Here is a 23,107-nt window from a genome sequence, read left to right on the forward strand (position 1 = left end):
CCGCTATCACTCTGGGTCACTATCCGTAGGGGTGTTCGCTCACCGGGGCGGCGGCGGGGTGGGTGCCGTTGAACCACTCCCGGGTCGAGGAGCTGAGGGCATGCGGGGGGCCACCCGAACTGGATACGGGCCTTACAGTGGGCTCCGTGCGGCGTTGGGGGCTCGGATCCCGCGTGCGCGTACGGCTTGGGTGGGACTGCGAAACCTAGTCACAACGGGGCCTGATATCCCACTTCGCAGGGGTCGTCTGGTCGAGAGGCTGGAAGGGTCCACGAAGAAAGGGAACCCATGTCCTACCCCACTGACCGTCCCGCCGTCTGGTTCGTGACCGGAACGTCCCGAGGCCTCGGCCTGGCTCTGGTGAAGAACCTGCTGGGTCGCGGCGACCGGGTCGCAGCGACCACCCGTTCCACCGACCGCCTGCTGTCGGCGCTCGACGGAGTCGACACTGCGAACCTGCTCGCCCTGGAGGTTTCGCTCACCGACGAGGAGCAGGTCACCAGTGCCGTCAACGCGACCACCGAGCTGTTCGGGCACATCGACGTCGTCGTGAACAACGCTGGCTACGGTTACCTCGGCGCGGTCGAAGAGACCAGCGGTACCGACGTGGCCACGATGTTCGACGTGCAGATCGGCGGCACATGGAACGTCATCCGCGCCGTCCTGCCCCAGATGCGCGCAGCCCGTGGCGGCCACATCATCAACGTCTCCTCGATCCTGGGCGTGCTCTCCTTCCCCGGCTGGGGCCTGTACTGCGCCGCGAAGTTCGCGGTCGAGGGTCTGTCGGAGTCGCTCGCAGCGGAGGTCGCTGACTTCGGCATCCGCGTGTCGATCGTTGAGCCCGGCTACTTCAACACCGACTTCCTCACCGGAAGCTCCCTCGCCCTCGCAGTCGAGGTCTCCGACGCCTACCCGGGCATTCGCGAGATGATCAAGGCGCACCAGGCGATGCCCGGTAGCCAGCCCGGCGACCCCGGCAAGGCGGCCACGGCCCTGGTGACCCTCGCGCAGTCCGAGAACGGGCCGCTGCGTCAGCAGTTCGGTTCCGACTCCTCGGGCATGGCCGAAACCAAGGCTGACTCGTTGAAGGCGGAGATCCTCGCCGGACGCGAACTCGCACACAGCACCGACTACGTGCGCTGAGCGCACCAAGCACTCCGGTCGCGACCGGGGCTTGTCCGTCACGGTCAGGTCCCGGCCGCAACCCCGTCAGGTTTGGGAGGATGGTTGCATGAGCGATCCACACCGCGATCTCGGGGAGTTCCTTCGCCGCGCGCGAGCGAGCCGCGACCCGGAACGCGCCGGGCTGCTCCCCGACGGCCGTATCCGCCGCGTCCCCGGGCTGCGCCGCGAAGAGGTCGCCCTCCTGGCCGGAGTGTCCACCGACTACTACACCCGCCTCGAACAAGGCCGGCACATCGTCCCCTCCACGCAGGTCATCGAAGCACTCACCAAGGCACTCGACCTCGACGACGCGGGCGAAACCTACCTGCGTACCCTCATCGGCGTGGTGGGCAGTTCCGCCACCCGCACCCGCCCCGTCGTGCAGCGGGTCCGCCCCGCGCTCCACCAGCTCCTCAACTCCTTCGCCGGGCAGGCCGCACTCATCCTCGGGCGCCGCACCGACATCCTCGCCTCGAACCCGCTCGCCAGGGCACTGTTCGCCGATTTCGACGCGCTTCCCGCGAAGCACCGCAACTACGCTCGTTGGATACTGCTCGACGAGCACGCCCACGACTTGTTTCGCGATTGGGAGAAACAGGCCAGGAACGCGGTCGAAGCACTCCGCCTCGACTCCGCCGCAACGCCCAACGACCCAGGAACGCAACAGCTCATCGGGGAGCTCTCGCTGTCCAGCCCTGAGTTCCGTCAGTGGTGGTCAGGACACCGCGTGCACCAGCGCACCCACGGCACGAAACGCTTGAATCACCCCGTCGTCGGCACACTGGACGTACAGTTCGAAACCCTGACGTTCCCGGGCGACGACCATCAGATCCTCTACCTCTACAGCACCGAACCGGGCACGGCCTCTCACGAAGCCCTCACCCTTCTCGCCAACTGGACGACACCGCACACCCTCGATCAGTCGTGAACCACCGTGCGGTCGACGCTGATCGCTGACGGGCAGAAGGGGCGCGTTGAGCAGGGAGACCTCCCTGGTCCGGCTCGTGGCGCTGGAATCCGCCTTCCCTGCGGAGATCGGAAACGCGCCGCCCTCGGACCGGGCGCGGCGGGTTTCTCAGGTGTGGGTGGCCGTGGGCCTGGGGGCCTTACGGCCGTGGGTGGCCGTGTACTCCCTGGCCAGCCAGGGGGCGAGGTCCTCGAGGAGGTCGACCAGGTGGTCGCGGTCGGCGCTGGGGCGCTGGGCGGTGCGGGCGGCGGCGCGCATCTGTTCGTGGCGGTCCGGGTGGTAGTGGCCGAAGACCTCCGCCGCCAGGGTCAGGTCGCTGGTCCAGCCGCCCCAGGCGGGCATGACCAGGGTGAGGCCGGTGCGGGTGAGTCGGCGGGCCACGCCCCGGCTCAGCGAGCGGAGCTGGTCGTCGGTGGTCGCTTCGGCCAGGCGGGTGCGCCAGCGGGGCTGGGTCAGGTGCAGGTCGCCGTTGGTCTCGCGGGCCAGGAGGCTGGTGGGTCGGTACCGGGGCAGTTGCCGGGCCAGGTCGGGGCCGGTCAGTGGGGTGCACAGGCAGGCGACGAAGAACCCGGAGTCGTGCCGTTCGAGCTCGCTGGTCAGGGCGGGCACCCCGTCCAGGAGAATCCCGCCGCCGTCGATCTGGGGGAAGTCGGCGTCGATCTCCTCCAGGAGTGCTCGGGCGCGGTCCCGGTCCGTGGGGTCGGGGTCGGTGTGCAGGGCCACCAGGGCGTCCAGGTCCGAGACGCCGGGGACGGCGGTGCCCCGGGGGATGCTGCCGTACAGGTAGGCGCTGTGCATGCGGGGCCCGAAGACCTGGTGGAGGCGGGTGCGCAGGGCTTTGACCACGGGGGTGAAGGCGGCGGGGACGCGGTCCGGTGATCCTTCGCGGGCGATGGTGCCGTCGGGGCGCAGTCCCTGGGCGGGGGGTGGTGTCATGTCCGCTCCGGTGGGTCAGGCGAGGGGGTGCCAGGCCCACATGTTGGGTTCGACGTAGGTGCCGCGGTCGGCGGCCAGGTCGATGGTGACGGGTGCCAGGGCGCCCTCGACGATGTGGCGTCCGCTGCCGGGGAAGTCCATGGCGGTCCACTGGCGCCACTGGGCGACGGTGCCCTCCACGGTCATGGACCTCTCGCAGGGGTGGAGCAGGCGCGCGCCCAGGCGTTGGTGGGTGCGGAGCCAGGGGTCGGTGGACAGGCCGTCGTTCTCGCGGGTCCAGCTGGCGTACTCGGCCATGGGGATCAGCGGGTAGCGGTGTTTGAGGGTGGGGCGCAGGGGTGCGGCCAGCGCGGTCAGTCCGTGCTCGGTGGCGTTGTCGCGCAGGGCCTGTCCCATGAGGGCGCTGACTCCGGCTCCCTGGTGGCTGGTGGAGACGGCGATGTACAGGGCGGAGGCGATGGTGGGCGCGCGTCCGGCGTCCCTGTCGTGGAAGGCCTGTTCCAGGGCCCAGGCGAAGCCCTCGTCGGGGAGCTCGTCGGGAGTTCCGTGCCAGGCCAGCGGGGCGCTGTTGGCGCGGGCGATGACCTCGTCGCCGCGTACCAGGGCGAGTTGGTACTCAGGGAACTCCCGCGCCAGACGGTTCCAGTACCCGTGGGCGACGGTGTCGTGGAACATCAGCTCGGGGCCGGGGTTGAGCTCGGGGCGTTCCAGGACCTCGGCGAGGTCGGGGCGCTGGGCCAGGGTCACGATCGGCATGGGTGCATCGTGGCAGGGCTCCTGGTGGTGGGCAAGCGGATTGTTGCCGGTCAGGCGAGCGGGTCGGGTTCCGGTAGTGCTGGCACCACTGCGGGAGGTGGGTGGGAGTGGACCTGTAAGTGGGTGTCTGCGTCATCGTGCCGGTCGTACCGGCGGTTCTAGCGTTGAGGGTGTCAGAGAAGCCTGTTGTACGAGGAACCCCGGGGAGAGTCATGATCGCGGCGGGCCCATCCACCATTCCGGCCCCTGAGCCGTTGCGCTATGAACGCGCCCAGGGGTACGGGGTTCGTCTGCTCGCCTGTGACGGGACCGAGGACGGTCGGATCGTGGAGGAGTTGGGGGACGCGGCCACCGCGGACCATGTCGCGGTCCTGGTACCGGGCAACGACAACTACCTGGGCAACTACTTCAACCAGAAGAGGGCCACGCGGCCGCGCGCCAACGGGGAGACGTTGTTGCGCACGATGCGTGAGGTGGCGCCGGGGGAGCGTGTGGCGGTGGTGGTGTGGGTGGGGTACCGCACGCCGCGCGGGTTCGGGGAGGCCGTCTCGCGCCGTCCGGCGATGGAGGGGGCGCAGGACCTGGTGCGGTTGACCCGTTTCCTGCCCGGTGCCGCGCGGGTGACGCTGGTGGGACACAGCTACGGCACGGTGGTGTGCGGTCTGGCCCTGGGGCGGGGGCGGGTCAGTGACTGTGTGGCGCTGGGCAGCCCCGGCATGGGGACGCGTTCGCGGGAGGAGTTGGGGTTCTCGGGGAACCTGTGGGCGGCACGGGGGCCCGGTGACTGGATCCGGTTCTTTCCCCGGGGGCACGTGGGGGAGGTGGGGCACGGGCCCTCGCCGCTGCGGCGCGGGTACGGGGCGCGGGTGTTCGGGACCGGGGACATCCCGGGGCACTGCTCGTACTACCGGCCGGGCAGTGAGTCGGTGCGCAACATCGCTCGGATCGCGGTGGGCCGGTACGAGGAGGTGACGCCGGTGGCGGTGCCGCGTCCCCGTCGTGCGGGTCGGGTGCGGGTGGCGGAGGTGGTCTCGTGAGTGGCGAACCGGTGATCCTGGCGGAGGGGGTGCGCAAGCTCTACCCGGGGGGTGGGGTGGCTTTGGACGGGGTGGACCTGGCGGTGGCGCCGGGGACCGTGCACGGACTGCTGGGGCCCAACGGTGCGGGTAAGACCACGTCGGTGCGGGTGTTGGCGACCCTGTTGGGGTTCGACGGGGGCCGGGCGAGGGTGGCCGGGGCCGATGTCGCCTCGCAGGCTCGGCTGGTGCGTTCGCGGATCGGGTTCGTGGGGCAGTACGCGGCGGTGGACGAGATCCTCAGCGGGCGCCGCAACCTGGAGATGTTCGGTCGCCTGTACCACCTGGGGCGGCGGCGTTCTCGGGAGCGGGCCGTGGAGTTGTTGGAGCGTTTCGACCTGACGGGGGCGGCTGACCGTTCGGTGCGCACGTACTCGGGTGGGATGCGCCGCCGGTTGGATCTGGCGGCGGGGCTGGTGCTGGATCCTCGGGTGCTGTTCCTGGACGAGCCCACGACCGGGTTGGATCCGCGCAGCCGGGCCGAGGTGTGGCGGGCGGTCCGGGAGTTGGTGGCGGGGGGTACGACGGTGCTGCTGACCACCCAGTACCTGGAGGAGGCCGATCGGTTGGCGGACCGGGTGTCGGTGTTGGACCGGGGCGGGGTGATCGCCGAGGGAAGCCCGGAGGAGTTGAAGTCGCGGGTGGGTGGTGGCCGGGTGGAGGTGGTGGTGGCCGGTGTCGAGGAGTTGCCGGTGGCGGTGGAGGTGCTGGGCCGGATGGCCGGGGCGCCGCCGGAGGTGGACCGGGACGCGTTGCGGGTGAGCGCGCCGGTGTGTGGGCGCGGTGCGGGATTGTCCAAGGTGGTGCGGGCGCTGGACGAGGCCGGGTTGGACGTGGAGGACATCGCGTTGCGGCGTCCGACGTTGGATGACGTGTTCCTGGGGTTGACCGGGCAGCACGGTGGCGCGGTGGCGGAGGAGCGGTCGTGATCCCGGACGTGGAGCGTGAGCGGCGGGGGCCGCGAGCCTTGTGGGGAAGGGCTGGGTGGGCGGTGGCTGATTCCGCCGTGGTCGCCCGCCGCTACCTGGCGCACCTGCTGTACAAGCCCGACGAGGTGGTCGGGACGCTGATGATCCCGGTGCTGGCGGTGCTGCTGTTCGGTTTCGTGTTCGGTGAGGCGATGGGCGCGGCGATGGGGGTGGGCGGTGAGGACTACCGCGACTTCCTGATGCCGGGGCTGTTCGCGTTGACCATGGCGTTCGGGATCGGGAACACGACGATCGCGGTGGTCACGGATGTGGGCCGGGGTGTGGTGGACCGGTTCCGGACGTTGCCGATGGCACCGTCCGCGTTGTTGGTGGGGCGCAGTATGGCCGACGTGGTCTCGGCCCTGGTGGACCTGTTGGTTCTGGTGGGGATGGGGTTGCTGGTGGGGTGGCAGTGGCACAACGGACCGGTGCCGGCGTTGGCCGCGTTGGGGTTGTTGTTGCTGCTGCGCCTGGCGTTCACGTGGATCGGGATCTACCTGGGGTTGCTGGTGCGCAGTCCCGAGGCGGCCATGAAGTTCTTCTCGCTGGTGTTCCCGCTGGCGATGGTGGCCGAGACGTTCGTGCCCACGGAGGTGATCCCGGCGTGGTTGGCGCCGGTGGCCGAGTGGAATCCGTTGTCGGCGACGGTGCTGGCCTGCCGTGCGTTGTTCGGCAACACCACGGTGGTGGGTGAGTCGTGGGTGGCGCAGAACGCGGTGTTGATGGCGGTGGTGTGGCCGCTGGTGCTGATGGCGGTGTTCGTTCCGTTGGCGATGCGGCGTTACCGGAAGCTGGGTCGCTGACTTCGCGTCGGGCGTAGCGGTCACTCTCTTGTTGTCTTCACCGCTCCTTCGGCTGCGCCGCATGCTGTCCCTGGTGCTGGCCTGGCTCGGACGCCTGGGGCACTGGCGGCTGAGGAGGCCGGTCGGCCGGCCTCGGGAGGGTCTCGTCCTCGAACCGTTCGCGTTCGTACCCACCTTCGTCCGTCGGAAGGCGGCTGGTGGGGAGGGTCCCGTGTTCGGGGGCGCACGAGGGCGCGCACACTCCGGGGGTGTTGGTGAAGGGGGTCTGGGTTCACGCGTGTGTGGACAGGTGGGCCTCCAGTTGGGCGGCGCCGTTCAGGAGGGCTCGGCCTCGGGCGTCGAGTCGCTGGTGCCAGCCGTCCAGGGTTTCCTCCAACGGTTGGAGGCCGCCGGCCGAGCGCACCTGGGTGATGAGCGGGGCGATCTGTTCCAGCAGGTAGCCGCCGCGCCGGAGCTGGTGGACCAGTTGGGCGTCGCGTACCGCGGCGTCGTCGTAGACGCGGTAGCCGGTGCGCGGGTCGCGGACCGGGAACACCAGTCCGGCGTTCTCCCATTTGCGCAGGGTGGCCGGTCGGACGCCGAGGCGGTCCGCGAGCTGTCCGATGAAGACGGTTCCGGGTGTGGGGTTCGTGGTGGTGAGCCCGGAGAGCACCCTGGTGGTCGGTGGTGTGGCCGTGGTCGGCGTGGAGTCCAGGTCGCGGAGCGCGTTCCGGACGGCGGTGAGGGTGCGGCGGTCGTCGAGGAGCTGGGCGTGGCTCAGGTCGATCTCGTGCAGGGCCTCCTCCACGTGTCCGTGGTTGACGGCCCGCATGATCGCCGCCGCCCGCTGGTGGCCGTGGCCGGGGGACAGGGCCAGGAACGCGCGCAGGGCCGAGGCGTGCCGTGGGGTGTAGGAGCGGTATCCGTGGGGGCTGCGTTCGGCGGGCGGGAGGATGCCGTCGGCCTCGTAGTTCCTGATCGCCTGGGTGGACAGCCCGTGCCGACGGGCCAGGTCGATCGGTCTCAGGCGAACCCCGCTTTGAAGCTTTTCTGCCATGGTTTCGATGCTAGTGCGTGAAAGTCTCCACCGAGGATTCAGCGATACCGTCGAAGGTATGGATACGCGGACGAAGGACACGGCGCATGTGCTCGGGGCTGCCTCGGTGATGGGGTTGCTCTCCGACCGGCCGCGCGTGCTGGCTCTGGGGGAACCCACGCACGACGACGGCACGCTGCTGTGGGTGCGCAACGACCTGTTCCGGGGGCTCGTGGAGGAGGAGGGGTACCGGACGATCGCGCTGGAGAGCGACTGTCTGAGGGGGTTGGTCGTGGACGAGTACGTCACCTTCGGCCACGGAACGCTCGACGAGGTGATGGAGCGCGGGTTCAGTCACGGTTTCGGGAGCTACGCCGCCAACCGTGAACTGGTGCGGTGGATGCGTACCCACAACGAGGGGCGCCCGGTGGGTGAGCGGGTGCGGTTCGCCGGGTTCGACGGTCCGTTGGAGATCTCGGGCGCCGAGAGCCCCCGGCAGGCCCTGAGCGCCCTGTACGACCACCTGGCCGAACAGGTTGAGGCGGACCTGCTGCCCTGTACCGCCGGGAACCTGGACCGGTTGCTCGGGTCGGACGGGCCCTGGACCGCCCCGGAGGCGATGATGGACCCGGCCCGGTCGGTGGGGCAGTCCGCTGAGGCCGGGGAGTTGCGGTTGATCGCCGACGACCTGATTTCGCTGCTGGACGCGCAGGCTCCGTACCTGGTGGGGGCGACCTCGCGCGCGGAACTGGCCCAGGCCGAGCTGTACGGGCGCACGGCCGTGGGGCTGTTGCGCTACCACCACTGGTTGGCGGACACCTCGCCCGCGCGTATCACCCGGTTGTTGGGGGTGCGGGATCAGATGATGGCGCACAACCTCCTGGCCCTGGCCGATCGTGGACCGGTGTTGGTGCACGCGCACAACTCCCACCTGCAACGGGAGCGGAGTTCGATGCGGATGTGGCAGGGGTTGATGGAGTGGTGGAGTGCGGGGGCGCTGGTGGCGGAGCGGCTGGGCCGCGGGTACGCGTTCCTGCCCACCGCGTTGGGCACACTGCGTCACCACGGGGTGGAGGAGCCACCCCAGGGGAGTGTGGAGGGGGTGTTGTACGCGCTGGGTCGGGAGCGGTGTGTGGTGGACGCCCCTGAGTTGGCGCGGGTGCTGGGTGAGGGATCCGCCGAGGCCCGGGAGTCGCCGTGGTTCGGCTACGCGCCGTTGGACCCGGCGCACCTGGCGAACAGTGACGGTCTGGTGTTCGTTCGGGATGTCACGCCTTCGGAGGGCGCGACCAGCAGCGGCGAGTAGGCCTAGTTCTCCCGAAGCCCGGCAACAGGACAAGTAACCCGGAGTGACTTCGAGGGCGCTCAAGTCCCCCTCCCAGGCCCTGGGCGCGCGGGCGGGGGTAGGTGACCACGCAGGTCAGGTGGCGAACAAGGTAAGCCGGCAAGGGGCAACGATCTCCGTTTTCCGACGTATCTCGTCGGGGCCCCAGGTAGCCCCCCGGAGCTACTCACCGGTTGGGGGCACAGCGGGTCCGGGCACCGGAAAGTCGGTAGTGGATGATGGGATCTCTCGTATGAGCAATACCCTCTCCGAACCCCTGGTTTCCCTGGTCCGCCGATGGCAGCGCGGATGGGCGCTGGCCTCCACACTCCCTCCCGCGGAGGAGGCCGACGGGGCCCTGCACGTCTGCCTAGGTCTCCCTGATCGCCGGGTGGAGCGCATCGTGCTCGATGCCGACCGCTATCCGCAACGGGTGCTCGATATGGCTCGCAGGGTCGCCGCATCCTCCGAACCGGACTGGTTGACGGTGCCGACCAACGACCCCGATCACATCGTCGGGCTGCTGAGCCGTGCGGGGCTGGAGGCCGATCCCGCACGGGAGACGCTGATGAGCGTCGACCTCACCGGGCACCCGGGACCAGCTCCGTGCACCCCCTACTCCGCCCACCTGGCCGAGGAGGACGTGCCCCCGGGGCGTGAAAGAGTACTCAGAGCCCACCTGTCGGCGCCGGGGACCGCGCGTGCGTGCGGCGGGATCGGCGCTGTGGCGGATACCGACATGGTCGCCCACGCCATTCGGACCGAGCCAGGGCACCGCCGCCGCGGGTTGGGCTCGGTGGTGATGGGTGTGCTGGCCGCGCGGGCTCGTGAACACGGTGCCAAGGAGGGGCTGCTGATCTCCACCCCGCAGGGGCGCGGCCTGTACGCCTCTCTGGGGTGGCGAGCCCGGGCCGACGTGGTGGTCGCGCGCAGCGTGGTCGGGTAGAAGCAAAAGTGGGCGGAACATCGGTTTCCTCACAGCACAGGGGCGGCGAGAGCGGGCCGCAGCGGGTTCACCCAACCGCAACCGGCCGGGAGGGATCAGTCGCCTCTCAGTGGTTCGCGACGGGCTCAGGGGTGGCGTTGCCCCTTGCGGGCTTACTTGGTTCGCCCCCCCTTTTTCCACCCCAGTCTCGGCGCGGGTGTTGATCCGGTGGATGAGCCGGATCAGTAGCTCCACCAGGGAGTCGATCAGCTCGGCCTGGCGGGTCCAGCACAGGGCGGGCAACAGGGTGTAGCGCACCGGTTCGGCGCACTCGGAGGGGTACATCCGGTCCGCCCGGGAGCGCCAGGCAGCCACGATCTTGTCCGAGACCCCGCTGAAGGGCTCGTCCGGCAACCCCAGGGCCTGCACGGTCTTGAGCTTGTCGATCTCACTCAGCAGGGTCTCCAGCCCCAGCGGACCGGGGTCGGACTTGACCGCCAGCAGTACGCCCTCGGTACCCAACACCCCGCTCTGGAGCCGCTCGCACACCCCCGGGCCCAGATGGCTGTGACCTGGGTAGTGAAAAACTCCTCGAACTGGCGCCCAGCCGAGGCCACGATCCGCTCGATCTGCCCCGGGCGCGGGGTTCCATCTTGAGGGTGTGGCACCGATGACCACGGCCTGGGCGAGTTCGGCGCGGTCGACCTCCACCGGGCACACCTGATCGGCCAGCCACCGGGCGAGCTGGTCCTCCTCCTCGGTGGCGGCGTGGGTGCCGTACCCCTGCTGGATCTGGTGCCGGTGCCGTCCCGGAACACGTGTCTTCCACGGGTAGTAGGCCCAGAAAGGAGGCGCGGGCACGCGCGGCGGGCTCGCCGACTCGGCTGTGGGCCCCGGTCCCCGTGAGTACCGCCGCTTCGTCGAGGGTGAGTCTCAGGTGTGGGCGAGGTACTCGGCGAAGGTGGTGCGGCCCACGGCGTGCTCGGGGGCCAGGTGGGCTCCGGCACGGTAGGCGGCGAAGGTCGCTCCGGGCAGGCGTACCGGTAGAAGGCGGCGCGAGGTGCCGGTGGCGTCCAGGTACGCGCGGGCCAGGTCGTGGAAGGACTCGACTCGGGGTCCGCCCAGGTCGGGGACGCGTCCGGAGGGTTCCTGCTGGGACAGACGGGCCAGGCGCAGGGCGACCTCGCCGGGGTCGACGGGCTGGACGTCGACGTCGGGGTAGGGCATCACGGGCAGGCGGGCGGCGCGGGCGCAGACCGCGGCGACGAGTTGGTGGAACTGGGTGGCGCGTAGGACGGTCACGCCCAGCCCGGAGGCGAGCAGGGCCTCCTCGACGGTGTGCTTGGTGCGGTAGTAGCCCAGGGGAACGCTGTCGCAGCCGACGATGGAGACGTAGACCAGGTGGGTGACGCCGTTGGCCCTGGCGGAGCGCAGGAGGTGGGTGGCGGCCTGGAGGTCGCCGCCGGTGGGACTGCTGGCGCAGTGCACGACGGTGTCGACTCCGGTCAGGGCGGTGTCGAGTCCCTCGCCGGTGCGCAGGTCGACGGCGTGGGCGTTCGGGTCCTGCGGGTGGGGGTGGCGGCTGAGGGTGTGGACCTGGTGGTCGGTTTGGCGTAGTCGTTCCACGACCGGGGCGCCGAGGGTTCCGGTGGCGCCGGTGACCAGGATCGTGCTCATGTGCCCACCTCCGCGGCCGTGGGTGGTGTGTCTGGGCCGTCGGGGACAAGCTAACACCGCACTGGTCCGCTTTTGTGGATGTTTGGTGGGTTTTCGTCGTGCTTTGCCGAGGCGTGGTGTGGGGGATTGTGGGCGTTCGTCCTGGTACGTGGGTGACTCGTGGGGTGAGGCGTCCCGTTAGAGTGCTGGCAGCGTCGGCGCAGTGAGCGCCGCCACACAGGGTGAAGGAGGGGTCCATGCCGGGGGTCGTCGAGGAGCTGGTGGCCGCGATCGGGGCCGAACAGGTGGTCACCGATCCCGCCGTGATGGAGGGCTACTCGCATGACGAGGCCGAGTGGGCGCCCTACGACGCGCCGGCGGCGGTGGTACGGCCCCGCGACACTGCCGACGTCGCCGAGGTGGTGCGGATCTGCGCGGGCCGGGGGGTCGCGGTGGTCGGACGCGGCGCCGGTACCGGGCTGTCGGGGGCGGCCAACGCCGGACGGGGCTGGGTGGTGGTCTCCTTCGAGCGGATGAACCGGGTGCTGGAGGTGGACACCGTCCAGCAGACCGCCACGGTCCAGCCGGGCGTGGTCAACGACGAGCTGCGGGCGAGGGTCGCCCAGGACGGCCTGTGGTACCCGCCGGACCCCGCCTCGTCGCCGTGGTCGACACTCGGCGGGAACGTGGCCACCAACGCCGGTGGGCTGTGCTGCGTGAAGTACGGGGTCACCCGGGACTACGTGCTGGGCATGGAGGCCGTCGTGGGCTCCGGTGAGGTGGTGCGGCTGGGCAGGACCACCGCCAAGGGGGTGACCGGGTACGACCTGGCCGGGCTCATGGTGGGTTCGGAGGGCACTCTGGGGCTGGTCACCGAGGTGACGTTGCGTCTGGTGCCGTTGCGCCGGGGCGTGGAGCACACCGTGGTGGGCTACTTCGACTCCCTGACCGACGCCGGGCGGGCGGTGGCCGCGGTGTCGGCGGCGGGCATCGTGCCCTCGGCCCTGGAACTCATAGACCGGTTCTGCCTCCAGGCCGTGGACGAGTGGAAGAACATGGGCCTGTCCGCCGAGGGGGAGGTCCTGTTGCTGGCCCGCAGCGACCTGCCCGGGGCCGCCGGTCAGGAGGAGGCCGACCGCATCCTGGGGTGCTTCGAACAGGAGAAGGCCGTGTACGCGGTGCGCTCCACCGACGAGGAGGAGGCCGAGGCGCTCTTCCAGGCGCGGCGGCTCGCCTACCCGGCACTGGAGCGGCTGGGGCCGTTGCTGACCGAGGACGTGTGCGTGCCCAAGGCGCGGGTCCCGCACATGCTGGAGGCGATCGAGGCGGCCGGGAAGCGGTTCGACACCAGGATCGGCAACATCGCGCACGCCGGTGACGGGAACCTGCATCCGCTGTTCATCGTCCCGGCCGGTGACGAGGAGGCCAAGCGTCGGGCCAAGCAGGCGTTCGAGGTGATCGTGGACGAGGCCCTGGCTGTGGGCGGGACGGTCACCGGCGAGCACGGCGTGGGTCTGCTGAAGATGCGCGGCGCCGCCGACGAGCTGGGCCCGCACGTGCTGGCGATGCACCGGGCGGTCAAGGGAGCGCTGGACCCCGCGGGGATCTTCAATCCGGGCAAGGTCTTCGCTCTGGAGGAGGAGCGGGACTGAGCGTCGGCGACCCGGTGGGGGCGCCTGAGGAGAAGGGGGTGCGGGTCGTCCGGGCGGGTCCCGGGCGGCCCGCGTCCGTGTGGGGACGAGGCCGGGCGGCGGGGCGCGGGGGTCACACCGTGCGCGCGTAGTCGTCGAGGAGGGCGGAGGCGGTGAGCATGGCCCGTGAGCGCTGGGTGAGCTCGTCCGCGCGTTGGCCCAGGGCGGTGTGCAGCGCGCGGCTGTCGCCGCTGCGGCGCAGTTCCAGGATGACCGGCGGGATGTCCGAGAGCGGGTAGCGGACCTGGCGCAGCAGGTGCACCATGCGGGCCTCGCGGACGTCGGCGGGGGAGTAGAGGCGGTACCCGGTGGGGTGCTCGCGCCGGGGTTCGAGCAGTCCGGCGTCCTCCCACACGCGCAGGGTGGAGGTGCGGACGCCCAGGTGGGCGGCGAGTTCGCCGATGCGCAGCTCACCTCCGGGCGCGGCCGGTGCGTCGGGGGCGTGTTCGGCGACCGCCGCCAGGGCCCGTCCGGTGGCATGCAGGGCGGTGCGCTGTTCGTGCAGGGTGTGGTGGGCGGCGTCGATCAGCGCCAGGGCCGCGGGGAGGTCGTGTTCGTGCACGGCGGCCATGACACCGCGGGCGGTGGCGCCGCCGAAACCCGCGCTCAGGGCGCGGAAGGTGAGCAGGGCCCGCCGGTGGAGGTCGGTGAGGATCCGGTAGCCGGAGTCGGTGCGGGATGTCGGGGGCAGGACGCCCTCGTCCGCGTGGTTGCGTACCTGCTGGGTGGAGATGCCGGCGGCCCGGGCCAGGTCGATGGGGCGTAGCCGGTCGGTGGGCGCGTCCACGGTGTGGTCCTCCCTGGGTGTGGGTGATCAGGATAGGGCGCGGGGCGTCCCTTCGGCGGGGTGTGGCGGCCGCCCGCCCGGACTGGAGGGGGCGACGCGGCCCGGAGGATCGGGAAGCGGTCTCGAATGGGCTCGTGCGGACCCGTGACCGCGACCGGACTCCCCTGGACCAGTCCGTCGAACCCCTGCGACGGTCTCGTGGGAACACGTCCAGCGCATGGAGGAGCGAAGGGAGCCATGGGAGGAACCGCGCCCGGTGTGGGACTCGGCGGGCGACTCGCCCGAGGAGACCCTCGCCGCGTGCTGGCGCTGGTACCGGGTCGCGGCCGGTGAGGACGGCACGTCGTCCCCGCCGGGGTGCGAGGGGGAGGGCGGGCTGTGGCAGATTCGGGGTATGGACGACGAACTCACCCCGGTGCTGGAGGCGGTGGGGCCGCGGTTGCGGTCCCTGCGCAGGGAACGGGGCACCACGCTGGCAGGGTTGTCGGAGCAGACGGGGATCTCGGTGAGCACCCTGTCCCGGTTGGAGTCGGGGCAGCGGCGCCCCACCCTGGAACTCCTGTTGCCGCTGTCCCGTGTGTACGAGGTGCCCCTGGACCGGCTCGTGGGGCAGCCCCCGGTGCGGGACCCCCGGGTTCGGCGCGGGTCGTTCGTCCGCCACGGAGTCACCTACGTTCCGCTCAACCGCAGGCCGGGCGGACTCCAGGCCTACCGGATCACCAACCCGACGGTGAACGCCCCGCTCACTGTTCCGGCGGAGGAGATCGAACAGCGCACCCACGAGGGGCACGACTGGCTGTACGTCCTGGAGGGGCGGTTGCGGCTGGTCCTGGGCGATCACGACATGGTGTTGGAGCCGGGGGAGGTCGCCGAGTTCGACACCCGTATCCCGCACGCGCTGGCCAACCCCGGGCCGGGGCCGGTCGAGTACCTGGGCCTGTTCGGCCCCCAGGGTGAGCGCGCGCACGTGCGGGTGCGCCCCAGACAGGACTCCGGGAAAAGGGGGGAACCAGGCGAGGAGTGAAGGGCGTCTCAGTGGGTGGAGAGCCGCGCTGAGAGGAAGTTTCCCTATGTCCGGTGGCACCCTGGCGATCATGGCGATCGCCGTAGTCATCATCGTCGCGATCGCGATGATGTCCTCGGCCGCTGAGCGGCGGCGATCGGAGGCCCTGGAGGCCTGGGCGGGTGAACGGGGCTGGACCTACGACAGGGAGCGCCCCGAACTCGTCGCCCGGTTCAGGGGAACGCCCTTCCGACGGGGGCGTTCCAACGCCAAGGCCAGGCACGTACTGACCGCCGAGCGCCGGGGGCACGGCGTCCTGGCCTTCGAGTACAGCTACACGACGAGCAGCCACAACGGTCAGAACACGACGACCACGAAGCACTGCTTCGGAATCGTCGCCGTGAGCACGCCGCGCACCCCCACGCTGGAGGTCGGGAACGAGCACTTCGGTCACACCCTCCTCGGACTGTTGGGGGTGCACGACCTCCAGGTGGGGGAGTCGACCTTCGACGAGACCTTCCGGATCGCGGCCGAGGACGACGCGTTCGCCCTGGCGGTGCTGGGACCGGAGCTGCGGGCGTGGTTGCTGGAGCGCGCCGAGGAGCGCATTCCGTTCCGCTTCACGGGTGACCACCTCCTGACCTGGTACACGGGCGCGTTGGAGCCCGAGAAGGCCGTGGCCACCGCCGACACCCTCATCGACCTGATGGAGCGGGTCCCCGCCCAGGTGTGGGAGGGGACCCGGGGCTGAGGTCAGGGGCGCAGGTGCGGCGGGAAGCCCGTCCACCGCAGGTCGTCGGGCAGGTGGGTGAGTTCGTTGAGGGTGACCACTGAGGCCGGGGTGTCGGGGGCGTAGCGGATGACGGTGAGTCCGGCGTTGGCGGCGCCCACGCTCACCCACCGCCAGGGCGGGGCGTCCAGTGCGGCCGTGACGAGCCAGGCCACGAGGTAGGCGTGGGTGATGACCACCTCGCGCCGGTCCGTTCCGCCCTCCACGGGGCCGGTCAGGAGTTCCAGTGCCCGCTGCCCGAGTTCGGGGGAGCGTTCGGCTGCCGGGACCCGGCTGAGGAAGTCGAGGACGCCGTCGGCGTGGGCGGTGGGTAGCTCGTGGCGTCGGGGCAGGTGGGGGGCGTAGTCCCCGGCCTCGGGGAGTTCCACCGGGGTCACGTCCTCCAGGTGGGAGGCCACCAGGTGGGCGGTCTGCGCGGCGCGGGGCAGGGGGCCGTGCCAGAGGGTGTGGGGCGCGAACTCGCTCAGGCGGGCCCCGAGCAGGTCGGCCTGGAGGTGTCCGGTCTCGGTGAGTTCTCCGGTGTCGGGGTCGGCCTGGGCGTGGCGGGCAAGGTACAGGTGACGGGTCGCGGCCATGGGCGGCCCTTTCTGGTTACGGGGGGTGGGTCCTCCCTACGATCCGCCGTCGTGGCGCGTGGTTCGTGGTGGACACGTTCGGCTCGGGGACCCCCTCACCGGCGTGCGCGGCTGTGCCCGGTGCAGCCGCCAGTACTCCGGTGACCGTCGTTGCGAACGCTCCGGTCGTGATCCGCCTCGTCGCTGGCCTCATGCTTGGCCATCCCCTGTCATCGACCGCGAGACCTTCGCGGACCCACGTGAATACGTTCACCCCCTCTGTGGAGTTCACCCGGAGTCACCAAGTCTGCGCAAAGCCGTGAGCGACATCACTCTCCGTCGTTACCGTGGTGACACGAAACAGCGAACGGGCGCAACCTGGGCTTGGCACCTTGAGGGCATGGACGCTTTCAGTGGCAGCCATGCAAACGACGACCGTCACGGATTCTTCGGCCGCGAGGTGCTGGAGATGGGGACCCTGCTGTTCGCCGCCGGGTCGGCGCACCTGCTGGTGGTCTCCCTGGGACACAGTGACAGCGGGGTGCGGGCCCTGATCGTGCTGGGGGTCCTGCTCCTCGCCTTCTCCGCCCTGCACCGTTGGCGCAGGCACTGTCGGACGCGCCGCCGACCATCCGCTCACACGGGCACCGCCCCCGATCCCGAACCGGCCCGTTCCGCGTCCCCCGCCGAGGACCGGCTCTGGAGCGTGCGGGTCAGCGTCGCCGATGGGCCGGGCGGTCTGGCCGCTCTCGCTGGCGGGTTCGCGGCGCTGGGGGTCGACATCCGTCTCAGACAGGTCCACCCCGACGGCAGCGGGGCCCCGGACGAGTTCTACGTGAGCGTGCCCCCGCACGTGGACGAGACCGACCTGGTCCGCGCGGTGCGCGATGTCGGTGGCCGCCACGTGGTGGTGCGTACGGACGACGTCCACGAACTCAGCGATTCCACCGGTCGACCCCTCACCGTGGTGGCGCGTGGTTCGTGGCTGTCCGTGCCACCACCCGCGTCCCGCCCGTGGACGGGGCCGGGGAGAGTGGTCGCTCCCGTGGAGGCGGACCGATCCGGCGCGGGCACGTGAGCGGAGGGGGCTGGGCGGGTAGGGCCGCACGTGTGAGCGGGCCCGTCCGGGTCCGCGCTTCCGAGGAGTACAGGGGGACACGATGGCTGACCCACTCACCGGACGGCGCGTGGCGATTCTTGCTGCCGACGGGGTCGAGCAGGTGGAGCTGGTCCAACCACGCCAGGCGTTGGCGGAGGCAGGCGCCCAGGTGGATCTGGTCTCGTTGAACGAGGGTCGGATCCAGGCCATGAACGGGGACATCGAACCGGCGGACCGGTTCACGGTGGACCGGGTGGTCTCCGCGGTCGGAGTCGACGACTACGACGCGCTCGTGGTTCCGGGCGGCACCATCAATCCGGACAACCTGAGGTCGGACGCCGACGCGGTGCGGCTCGTCCGCGACTTCGTCGCCCGGGGCAAGCCGATCGCCGCCATCTGCCACGGGCCGTGGCTGTTGGTGGAGGCCGACGTGGTGCGCGGGCGCACCCTGACCTCGTTCCCCAGCATCCGCACCGACATCCGCAACGCCGGAGGCAATGTGGTGGAGGAGGAAGTGGTCACCGACCACGGCGTCACCACCAGCCGCAACCCGGACGACCTGCCTGCGTTCTGCGAGCGGATCGTTCGGGAGTTCGCCGCCTGAGCCGTCCCCGGACCCGGCTTGGGCCCGGCCGGATCCGTACACGGCCGAGGGGCCGCGAACCGCACACGCGGTTCGCGGCCCCTCGGGGACTGCGGGTGGTGGGGTCACTCCGACTCGGGCTCGTCCGGGTGGCGTCGCAGGTGGATGACGGCCGCGATGAGGCCACCCCAGAGCACGGTGATGGAGATGACCATCATGACGATGGCGCTGGTGGACATCAGCGGTCCTCTTCCTTGTCGAAGGGCGGGATGGTCGCTTCGTTGGGCGCGGCCTCGTTGGGCGCCTCCAGCTGGCCCGCGGCGGCGTCCTCGTCGTCCGCGATGCGCTCAGCGTCCTGTCGGGCGATGACGTCGGCGCGCTTCCACGGGAAGCAGGACATGACGACGCCGAAGACGATGGCGCCGATGGCCACGCCCCAACCGGCGGCGAGCAGGTACCCGGTGGGGTAGCCACCGTAGTTGGTGGTCAGCTCGGTGCGCAGGCTGTCCCACATCATGATGCCGAGCAGGACCGGGGTGATGCCGCCCAGGGTCACGCGCCACCACAGGCCCAGGTGGATGCTGGAGACCGAGTTGACGTGTGCCTGGAACAGGGGCAGCTTGCGCACGCCCCACGCGACGAAGATGACCAGCACCAGACCGGCCAGCGCGATGCCGTACTGGTTGATGAAGTGGTCGAAGACGTCCAGGAAGTGCAGGCCCTCCGGGGTCGGGAAGAGCAGGATCGAGGCGAGCGCGGTCGCGCCGCCGACCAGCAGCACGGTCTGGGTGCGGCCCAGTCCGGTACGGTCCTGCACGGCCGAGACGATCACCTGGACGATGCTGATCAGCGAGGTGAGTCCGGCGATGACCAGGCATCCGAAGAACAGCACGCCGAAGAGCGAACCGCCGAAGGGCAGGCTGGAGATGATCTGCGGGAAGGCGATGAAGGCCAGTCCGATGCCGGAGGTGGCGACCTCGTCCACGGCCGTTCCGGCCGCGGTGGCCATGAAGCCGAGGGCGGCGAACACGCCGATACCGGCCAGGAGCTCGAAGGAGCTGTTGGCGAAGCCCGCGACCATGGCCGAGCCGGTCAGGTCGGACTTGCGTCGCAGGTAGGAGGCGTAGGTGACCATGATGCCGAAGCCGATGGACAGCGAGAAGAACACGTGTCCGTAGGCGGCGATCCACACCTTGCCGGTGAGCATCGCGTCCCAGTCGGGCGTGAAGAAGGCGTTGAGGCCGGTGACCGCGCCGTCGAGGGTGAGCGCCTGGACGACCAGGAGGCAGAACAGGACCACCAGTAGCGGGATGGTGATCTTGTTGAGGATCTCGATGCCGCGCCGGACCCCGATGATCAGGACCGCCAGGGTCACGAACCAGACGGCGACCAGAGGCCAGGCCACCCCGGAGACGAACCCGGAGACCACACCGGGTTCGGGGCTCATCTGGAGGAAGTCGTTGAAGAAGAAGCTGTCGGGGTCGTCCCCCCAGGCCTGGTTGACGGAGAACCACGTGAAGCGGATGGCCCAGGCGATGATCACGGCGTAGTAGACGGCGACCACGAAGCAGATGGCCACCTGCCACCAGCCGATGACCTCGGCCGGGCGGTAGATGCGCCGGTAGGACAGCGGGGCCGAGGAACGGTACCGGTGTCCGATGCCGTACTCGAGGATGAGCAGCGGGATACCCGCCGTCAGCATCGCGATCAGGTAGGGCAGGAGGAACGCCCCGCCCCCGTTCTCGTAGGCGACGTAGGGGAATCGCCAGATGTTGCCGAGTCCGATGGCCGATCCGATCGCGGCCATCAGGAATCCCGCGCGCGTCCCCCACTGCTCGCGAGGCTGTTGCCCCATGTTCAGGTCTCCTAAATCATCCCGTAGTTCGCGACCCGCACGGTAGCAGGATTTGGGTCTTTGGGCATTGTTGGGGCAGGTCCGAGCGCTGGATGTCGTGATCGGCTCCGTGTTTGGTGCCGGATCGTCCAGGGTTGGCGAGGCGCTCCCGGGCAAGCCCCGCTTACCCGCCACGTTCAGAGCCCCTCACCTCGGGGGTGGGGGGCTCAGGTTCAGGCGTCGCGGTGCCGGGGACGCGGGCGCAGCCGTGCGTTGGGCAGGTCCGGGGCCGGGAGGGCGGTGCCGTGGTCGGCGCGCACCGGCTCGAACCGGAAGCCCTCGTCCCGGTCGTCGCCTTCGCGCTGGTCCTCCCAGTCGGTGCGGGCGCGCACGATGTCGTCGTGGTCGCGGCCGACGAAGTTCCACCACATGACGAGGTCCTCGGTGAAGGGTTGGCCGCCGATGAGGAGCAGGTGGGTGCGTTCTTCGGCGTGGAACTCGACGGTGTCGCGTCCGGTGCCCAGGTAGAGCAGGGAGCCGGGGACCACGCGGTGGCCGTGGGCGTGGACGGGGGCGTCCAGGGGCAGCAGGCCGTGTTCGAACGCGGCCTGGACGGGGAGGGTGACGGTTCGGCCCGCCTCGATGACGATCTCGGCGCCGACCAGGGGTGTGTGGGTGCGCGCGGGTGAGCGGTGGCCGTGGAGTTCGCCCATGATCACGGTGACCCCGGCGCCGGGCAGGGAGAATCCGGGCAGGTCGGCGTGGTGTTCGAAGTGTGCGGGGCCCTCGCGGTCGTGTTCGGGCAGGGCCACCCACAGCTGTGCTCCCTGGAGCAGGTCGGGGGCCTGCTCGGGGGTGCGTTCGGAGTGGGCGATGCCGTTCCCGGCGGTCATGAGGTTGAGCTGTCCGGGGCGGACGAGCTGGTCCGAGCCGAGGCCGTCGAGGTGGTGGACGGTGCCCTGGACCAGCCAGCTCACGGTCTGCAACCCGATGTGGGGGTGGGGTGGCACCTGCATGCCGGGGCCGGTGCTGACGTCGGCGGGTCCGTAGACGTCGGCGAAGCACCAGGCGCCGACCATGCGGCGGTTCCTGCCCGGCAGGGCGCGGTGGACGAGCATGGCGCGGGGTCCGCCGAGGGGGACCTCGCGGGGTTCGAGGAGTTCGGTGTCGGGTTCGGGGCCGGTGCGGTCGGCCTCGCAGACGCGTTGTTCGGTGGGGTGGGGTTCGACGTTGCTCACGCGGTTGACGCTAGTCCAGCCGGGGGCGTGCGCGCACGTGGGCGGGGGTGTGGCGTGGGAGGTGTGTGGGTCTTGAGGGAGCTAGACGGCCAGTTCGCGGGTATGGGTGGGGGACGGGGTCCGTTCTCGGGTTCTCACGCGTGTCCTTCCGGGAGGAATCATGACCCATGTTCCCGACGAGGTCGCTCCCGGTGTCCACCGGGTCGGTGACGCGCTCGTGAACTTCTACCTGGTGGAGACCGGGGAGGGGTTGGTGATGGTGGACGCCGGGCTGCCCGCGCACAGCGGCCGGTTCCTGGACGCGGTCGCCTGGGTGGGGGGACGGCTGCGGGCGGTGGTGCTCACCCACGCCCATCCGGACCACACGGGGTTGGCCGAGCGGGCCCGCGACAAGGCGGGCGCCCGGGTGTGGGTGCACGAGGCTGACGCGCCGATCCTGGTGGACGGCCCCACCAGTTCGGTGGTCCACGCCCGTCCCGAACGGCCGTTGCTGCCCTACCTGGCCAGGCACCCCGCCGCCGTTCAGGCACTCCTGCGGTTGGGGCACGGCGGGGCCTTCACGGCGGACCGGGTGAGCGAGTTCTCGGTGTTCGGCGACCACGAGGTCCTGGAGGAGGTGCCGGGCCGCCCCAGGGTGGTGCCCGCTCCGGGGCACACCCCGGGCAGTGTCCTGGTGGTCTTCGAGGATCGGGGGGTCGCGTTCACCGGTGACGCGCTGGTCACCATCGACCCCAGCACGGGGAGTGAGGGCCCCCGGGTGGTGAGCCGGATGTCCACGCACGACAGCGCCCGGGCGCTGGAGTCGTTGGAGGGTCTGGCCACGTTGCCGGAGGGGAGCCTGTTGTTGCCGGGGCACGGTGCCCCCTTCACCGAGGGTCCCCGTGTGGCGATGATCCGCGCCCGTGCCACGGGGGTGCGTTGAGCCGGAGGCGACCCGCTTCCGGTTGACGAGGGCCTGGTGGGAGTGCGTGTCCGGTTCCCCTGGGCGGTGGGACAATACGGCCCATGTCCGTACGTGAACTCGTGGTCCTGGGGACCTCCAGCGCGGTGCCCACCCGTCGGCGCAACCACAACGGCTACTTCCTGCGCTGGGGCGACCAGGGGGTGCTGTTCGACCCGGGGGAGGGCACCCAGCGGCAGATGCGTCTGGCCGGGTTGGCCGCCAGCGACATCACCCGGGTCTGCGTGACGCACTTCCACGGGGACCACAGCCTGGGGCTGCCCGGTGTCATCCAGCGCATCGCCCGGGACCAGGTTCCGCACACGGTGCGGGTGGCCTACCCGGGCGCCGGTGAGGAGTACTGGCGGCGGCTGCGGCACGCCACGTCCTTCCGTGACACCGAGGTGGTCGTCCCCCAGCCGGTGGGCGGTTCCGGTTCCTGTGTGGTGGGCCCGGACGAGCCGTTCACGGTCACGGCCCTGCCGCTGCGGCACTCGATGCCCGCCTACGGGTACCGGCTGACCGAGCCCGACGGGTGGCGGATGCTGCCCGAGCGACTGCGGCACTTCGGGGTGAGCGGCCCGGCCGTGTCGCGGCTCCTGCGGGAGGGTTCGTTGGAGCTGGAGGGCGGCCGTGTGGTGCAGCTGTCGGACTGTGCGGTGCCCCGCCCCGGCCAGGTGTTCGCGTTCGTGATGGACACCGGTGTGTGCGAGCAGGCGGTGGAGTTGGCCCAGGGCGCGGACATGCTGGTCATCGAGTCGACGTACCTGGACTCCGAGGAGCACCTGGCCGAGGCGTACGGACACCTGACGGCGCGTCAGGCTGGCCGGATCGCGGCTCGGTCGGGGGTGCGTCTGCTGGTGTTGACCCACCTGTCGGAGCGCTACGAGGAGGCCGACGAGGCTCTCTTCACGGCCCAGGCGGGTGAGGAGTTCGACGGGCGGGTGGTGCTGGCCGCCGATCTGGACCGTATCGGCATGCCCGCCCGGCGCTGATCC

The 23,107-nt window shown here is 70.7% G+C and carries 23 protein-coding genes; 14 read left to right on the top strand and 9 right to left on the bottom strand.

Annotated features, from left to right (window positions below; translation table 11 throughout):
- Positions 1–288: 288 nt before the first annotated feature.
- Positions 289–1,143, top strand: a complete 855-nt coding sequence (locus tag BDW27_RS21635) for an SDR family oxidoreductase (protein ID WP_110051385.1) — start codon at positions 289–291, stop codon at positions 1,141–1,143.
- 88 nt (positions 1,144–1,231) lie between these two features.
- The gene (locus BDW27_RS21640) at positions 1,232–2,092 is read left to right on the top strand and encodes a helix-turn-helix domain-containing protein (protein ID WP_110051387.1); all 861 of its coding nucleotides are present in this window, start codon (positions 1,232–1,234) and stop codon (positions 2,090–2,092) included.
- Between the two features lie 147 nt (positions 2,093–2,239).
- On the opposite strand, the gene BDW27_RS21645 is transcribed toward BDW27_RS21640, so the two are convergent.
- Together BDW27_RS21645 and BDW27_RS21650 are read right to left on the bottom strand one after the other, a co-directional pair.
- Positions 2,240–3,067, bottom strand: a complete 828-nt coding sequence (locus BDW27_RS21645; RefSeq protein WP_110051389.1) for a nucleotidyltransferase domain-containing protein — start codon at positions 3,065–3,067, stop codon at positions 2,240–2,242.
- A gap of 15 nt (positions 3,068–3,082) precedes the next feature.
- Complete coding sequence (locus BDW27_RS21650; RefSeq protein WP_017543222.1) at positions 3,083–3,823, bottom strand: hypothetical protein; 741 nt, start codon at positions 3,821–3,823, stop codon at positions 3,083–3,085.
- Positions 3,824–4,035: 212 nt separating this feature from the next.
- Between BDW27_RS21650 and BDW27_RS21655 the strand changes: the two genes are divergently transcribed.
- The 3 genes from BDW27_RS21655 to BDW27_RS21665 are packed head-to-tail and all read left to right on the top strand — an operon-like array spanning position 4,036 to position 6,670.
- Positions 4,036–4,860, top strand: coding sequence for an alpha/beta hydrolase (locus BDW27_RS21655; RefSeq protein WP_110051391.1), 825 nt, complete (start codon positions 4,036–4,038; stop codon positions 4,858–4,860).
- Positions 4,857–5,828, top strand: a complete 972-nt coding sequence (locus tag BDW27_RS21660; protein ID WP_110051392.1) for an ATP-binding cassette domain-containing protein — start codon at positions 4,857–4,859, stop codon at positions 5,826–5,828. Before BDW27_RS21655 ends, BDW27_RS21660 begins: the two co-directional genes overlap by 4 nt.
- Positions 5,828–6,670, top strand: a complete 843-nt coding sequence (locus BDW27_RS21665; protein ID WP_370446540.1) for an ABC transporter permease — start codon at positions 5,828–5,830, stop codon at positions 6,668–6,670. Before BDW27_RS21660 ends, BDW27_RS21665 begins: the two co-directional genes overlap by 1 nt.
- A 271-nt stretch (positions 6,671–6,941) precedes the next feature.
- On the opposite strand, the gene BDW27_RS21670 is transcribed toward BDW27_RS21665, so the two are convergent.
- Positions 6,942–7,706 carry a TioE family transcriptional regulator gene (locus BDW27_RS21670; protein ID WP_110051395.1) on the bottom strand — a complete coding sequence of 255 codons (765 nt, stop codon included), beginning with the start codon at positions 7,704–7,706 and terminating at the stop codon, positions 6,942–6,944.
- A 58-nt stretch (positions 7,707–7,764) separates the two neighbouring features.
- Here BDW27_RS21670 and BDW27_RS21675 point away from each other — a divergent pair, with 58 nt between their 5' ends.
- Positions 7,765–8,991 (top strand): erythromycin esterase family protein, encoded by a 1,227-nt coding sequence (locus tag BDW27_RS21675; protein ID WP_110051397.1) that lies wholly within the window; start codon positions 7,765–7,767, stop codon positions 8,989–8,991.
- A 271-nt stretch (positions 8,992–9,262) separates the two neighbouring features.
- The gene (locus BDW27_RS21680) at positions 9,263–9,955 is read left to right on the top strand and encodes a GNAT family N-acetyltransferase (protein ID WP_110051456.1); all 693 of its coding nucleotides are present in this window, start codon (positions 9,263–9,265) and stop codon (positions 9,953–9,955) included.
- 912 nt (positions 9,956–10,867) lie between these two features.
- On the opposite strand, the gene BDW27_RS21690 is transcribed toward BDW27_RS21680, so the two are convergent.
- Positions 10,868–11,611, bottom strand: coding sequence for an SDR family oxidoreductase (locus tag BDW27_RS21690; RefSeq protein WP_110051399.1), 744 nt, complete (start codon positions 11,609–11,611; stop codon positions 10,868–10,870).
- 236 nt (positions 11,612–11,847) lie between these two features.
- Between BDW27_RS21690 and BDW27_RS21695 the strand changes: the two genes are divergently transcribed.
- Entirely contained in the window at positions 11,848–13,242 is a 1,395-nt protein-coding gene (locus BDW27_RS21695) for an FAD-binding oxidoreductase (RefSeq protein ID WP_110051400.1), read from the top strand.
- 112 nt (positions 13,243–13,354) lie between these two features.
- Here BDW27_RS21695 and BDW27_RS21700 read toward each other — a convergent pair whose 3' ends face one another.
- Positions 13,355–14,068 (bottom strand): MerR family transcriptional regulator, encoded by a 714-nt coding sequence (locus BDW27_RS21700; protein WP_110051402.1) that lies wholly within the window; start codon positions 14,066–14,068, stop codon positions 13,355–13,357.
- A 394-nt stretch (positions 14,069–14,462) separates the two neighbouring features.
- Here BDW27_RS21700 and BDW27_RS21705 point away from each other — a divergent pair, with 394 nt between their 5' ends.
- Positions 14,463–15,092 carry a helix-turn-helix domain-containing protein gene (locus tag BDW27_RS21705; RefSeq protein ID WP_040693220.1) on the top strand — a complete coding sequence of 210 codons (630 nt, stop codon included), beginning with the start codon at positions 14,463–14,465 and terminating at the stop codon, positions 15,090–15,092.
- A 46-nt stretch (positions 15,093–15,138) separates the two neighbouring features.
- A complete protein-coding gene (locus BDW27_RS21710; protein WP_110051404.1) occupies positions 15,139–15,822 on the top strand; it encodes a hypothetical protein in 684 nt (227 codons plus the stop codon).
- Between the two features lie 2 nt (positions 15,823–15,824).
- Here BDW27_RS21710 and BDW27_RS21715 read toward each other — a convergent pair whose 3' ends face one another.
- Positions 15,825–16,436 (bottom strand): histidine phosphatase family protein, encoded by a 612-nt coding sequence (locus BDW27_RS21715; protein WP_017543232.1) that lies wholly within the window; start codon positions 16,434–16,436, stop codon positions 15,825–15,827.
- Positions 16,437–16,815: 379 nt separating this feature from the next.
- Between BDW27_RS21715 and BDW27_RS21720 the strand changes: the two genes are divergently transcribed.
- The gene (locus tag BDW27_RS21720; protein WP_233515876.1) at positions 16,816–17,493 is read left to right on the top strand and encodes a hypothetical protein; all 678 of its coding nucleotides are present in this window, start codon (positions 16,816–16,818) and stop codon (positions 17,491–17,493) included.
- An 82-nt stretch (positions 17,494–17,575) separates the two neighbouring features.
- The gene (locus tag BDW27_RS21725) at positions 17,576–18,118 is read left to right on the top strand and encodes a type 1 glutamine amidotransferase domain-containing protein (protein ID WP_110051405.1); all 543 of its coding nucleotides are present in this window, start codon (positions 17,576–17,578) and stop codon (positions 18,116–18,118) included.
- A 104-nt stretch (positions 18,119–18,222) separates the two neighbouring features.
- Here the strand turns inward: BDW27_RS21725 and BDW27_RS21730 are convergent, their stop codons facing one another.
- The 3 genes from BDW27_RS21730 to BDW27_RS21740 all read right to left on the bottom strand — a co-directional run bounded on the left by BDW27_RS21730 (position 18,223) and on the right by BDW27_RS21740 (position 21,169).
- Positions 18,223–18,336: a methionine/alanine import family NSS transporter small subunit gene (locus tag BDW27_RS21730; protein WP_017543234.1), complete on the bottom strand. Its 114-nt coding sequence runs from the start codon at positions 18,334–18,336 to the stop codon at positions 18,223–18,225.
- On the bottom strand, positions 18,336–19,952 hold the full coding sequence (locus tag BDW27_RS21735; protein WP_051061251.1) for a sodium-dependent transporter: 1,617 nt from the start codon (positions 19,950–19,952) through the stop codon (positions 18,336–18,338). Before BDW27_RS21735 ends, BDW27_RS21730 begins: the two co-directional genes overlap by 1 nt.
- 212 nt (positions 19,953–20,164) lie before the next feature.
- Positions 20,165–21,169 (bottom strand): pirin family protein, encoded by a 1,005-nt coding sequence (locus BDW27_RS21740; protein WP_110051407.1) that lies wholly within the window; start codon positions 21,167–21,169, stop codon positions 20,165–20,167.
- A gap of 160 nt (positions 21,170–21,329) precedes the next feature.
- Here BDW27_RS21740 and BDW27_RS21745 point away from each other — a divergent pair, with 160 nt between their 5' ends.
- Together BDW27_RS21745 and BDW27_RS21750 are read left to right on the top strand one after the other, a co-directional pair.
- Entirely contained in the window at positions 21,330–22,091 is a 762-nt protein-coding gene (locus tag BDW27_RS21745) for an MBL fold metallo-hydrolase (protein ID WP_110051409.1), read from the top strand.
- An 83-nt stretch (positions 22,092–22,174) separates the two neighbouring features.
- Entirely contained in the window at positions 22,175–23,104 is a 930-nt protein-coding gene (locus BDW27_RS21750) for a ribonuclease Z (RefSeq protein ID WP_110051410.1), read from the top strand.
- Positions 23,105–23,107: the final 3 nt, after the last annotated feature.

This window comes from Nocardiopsis sp. L17-MgMaSL7 (assembly GCF_003182025.1).
In the GTDB taxonomy this organism is placed as follows: domain Bacteria; phylum Actinomycetota; class Actinomycetes; order Streptosporangiales; family Streptosporangiaceae; genus Nocardiopsis; species Nocardiopsis prasina.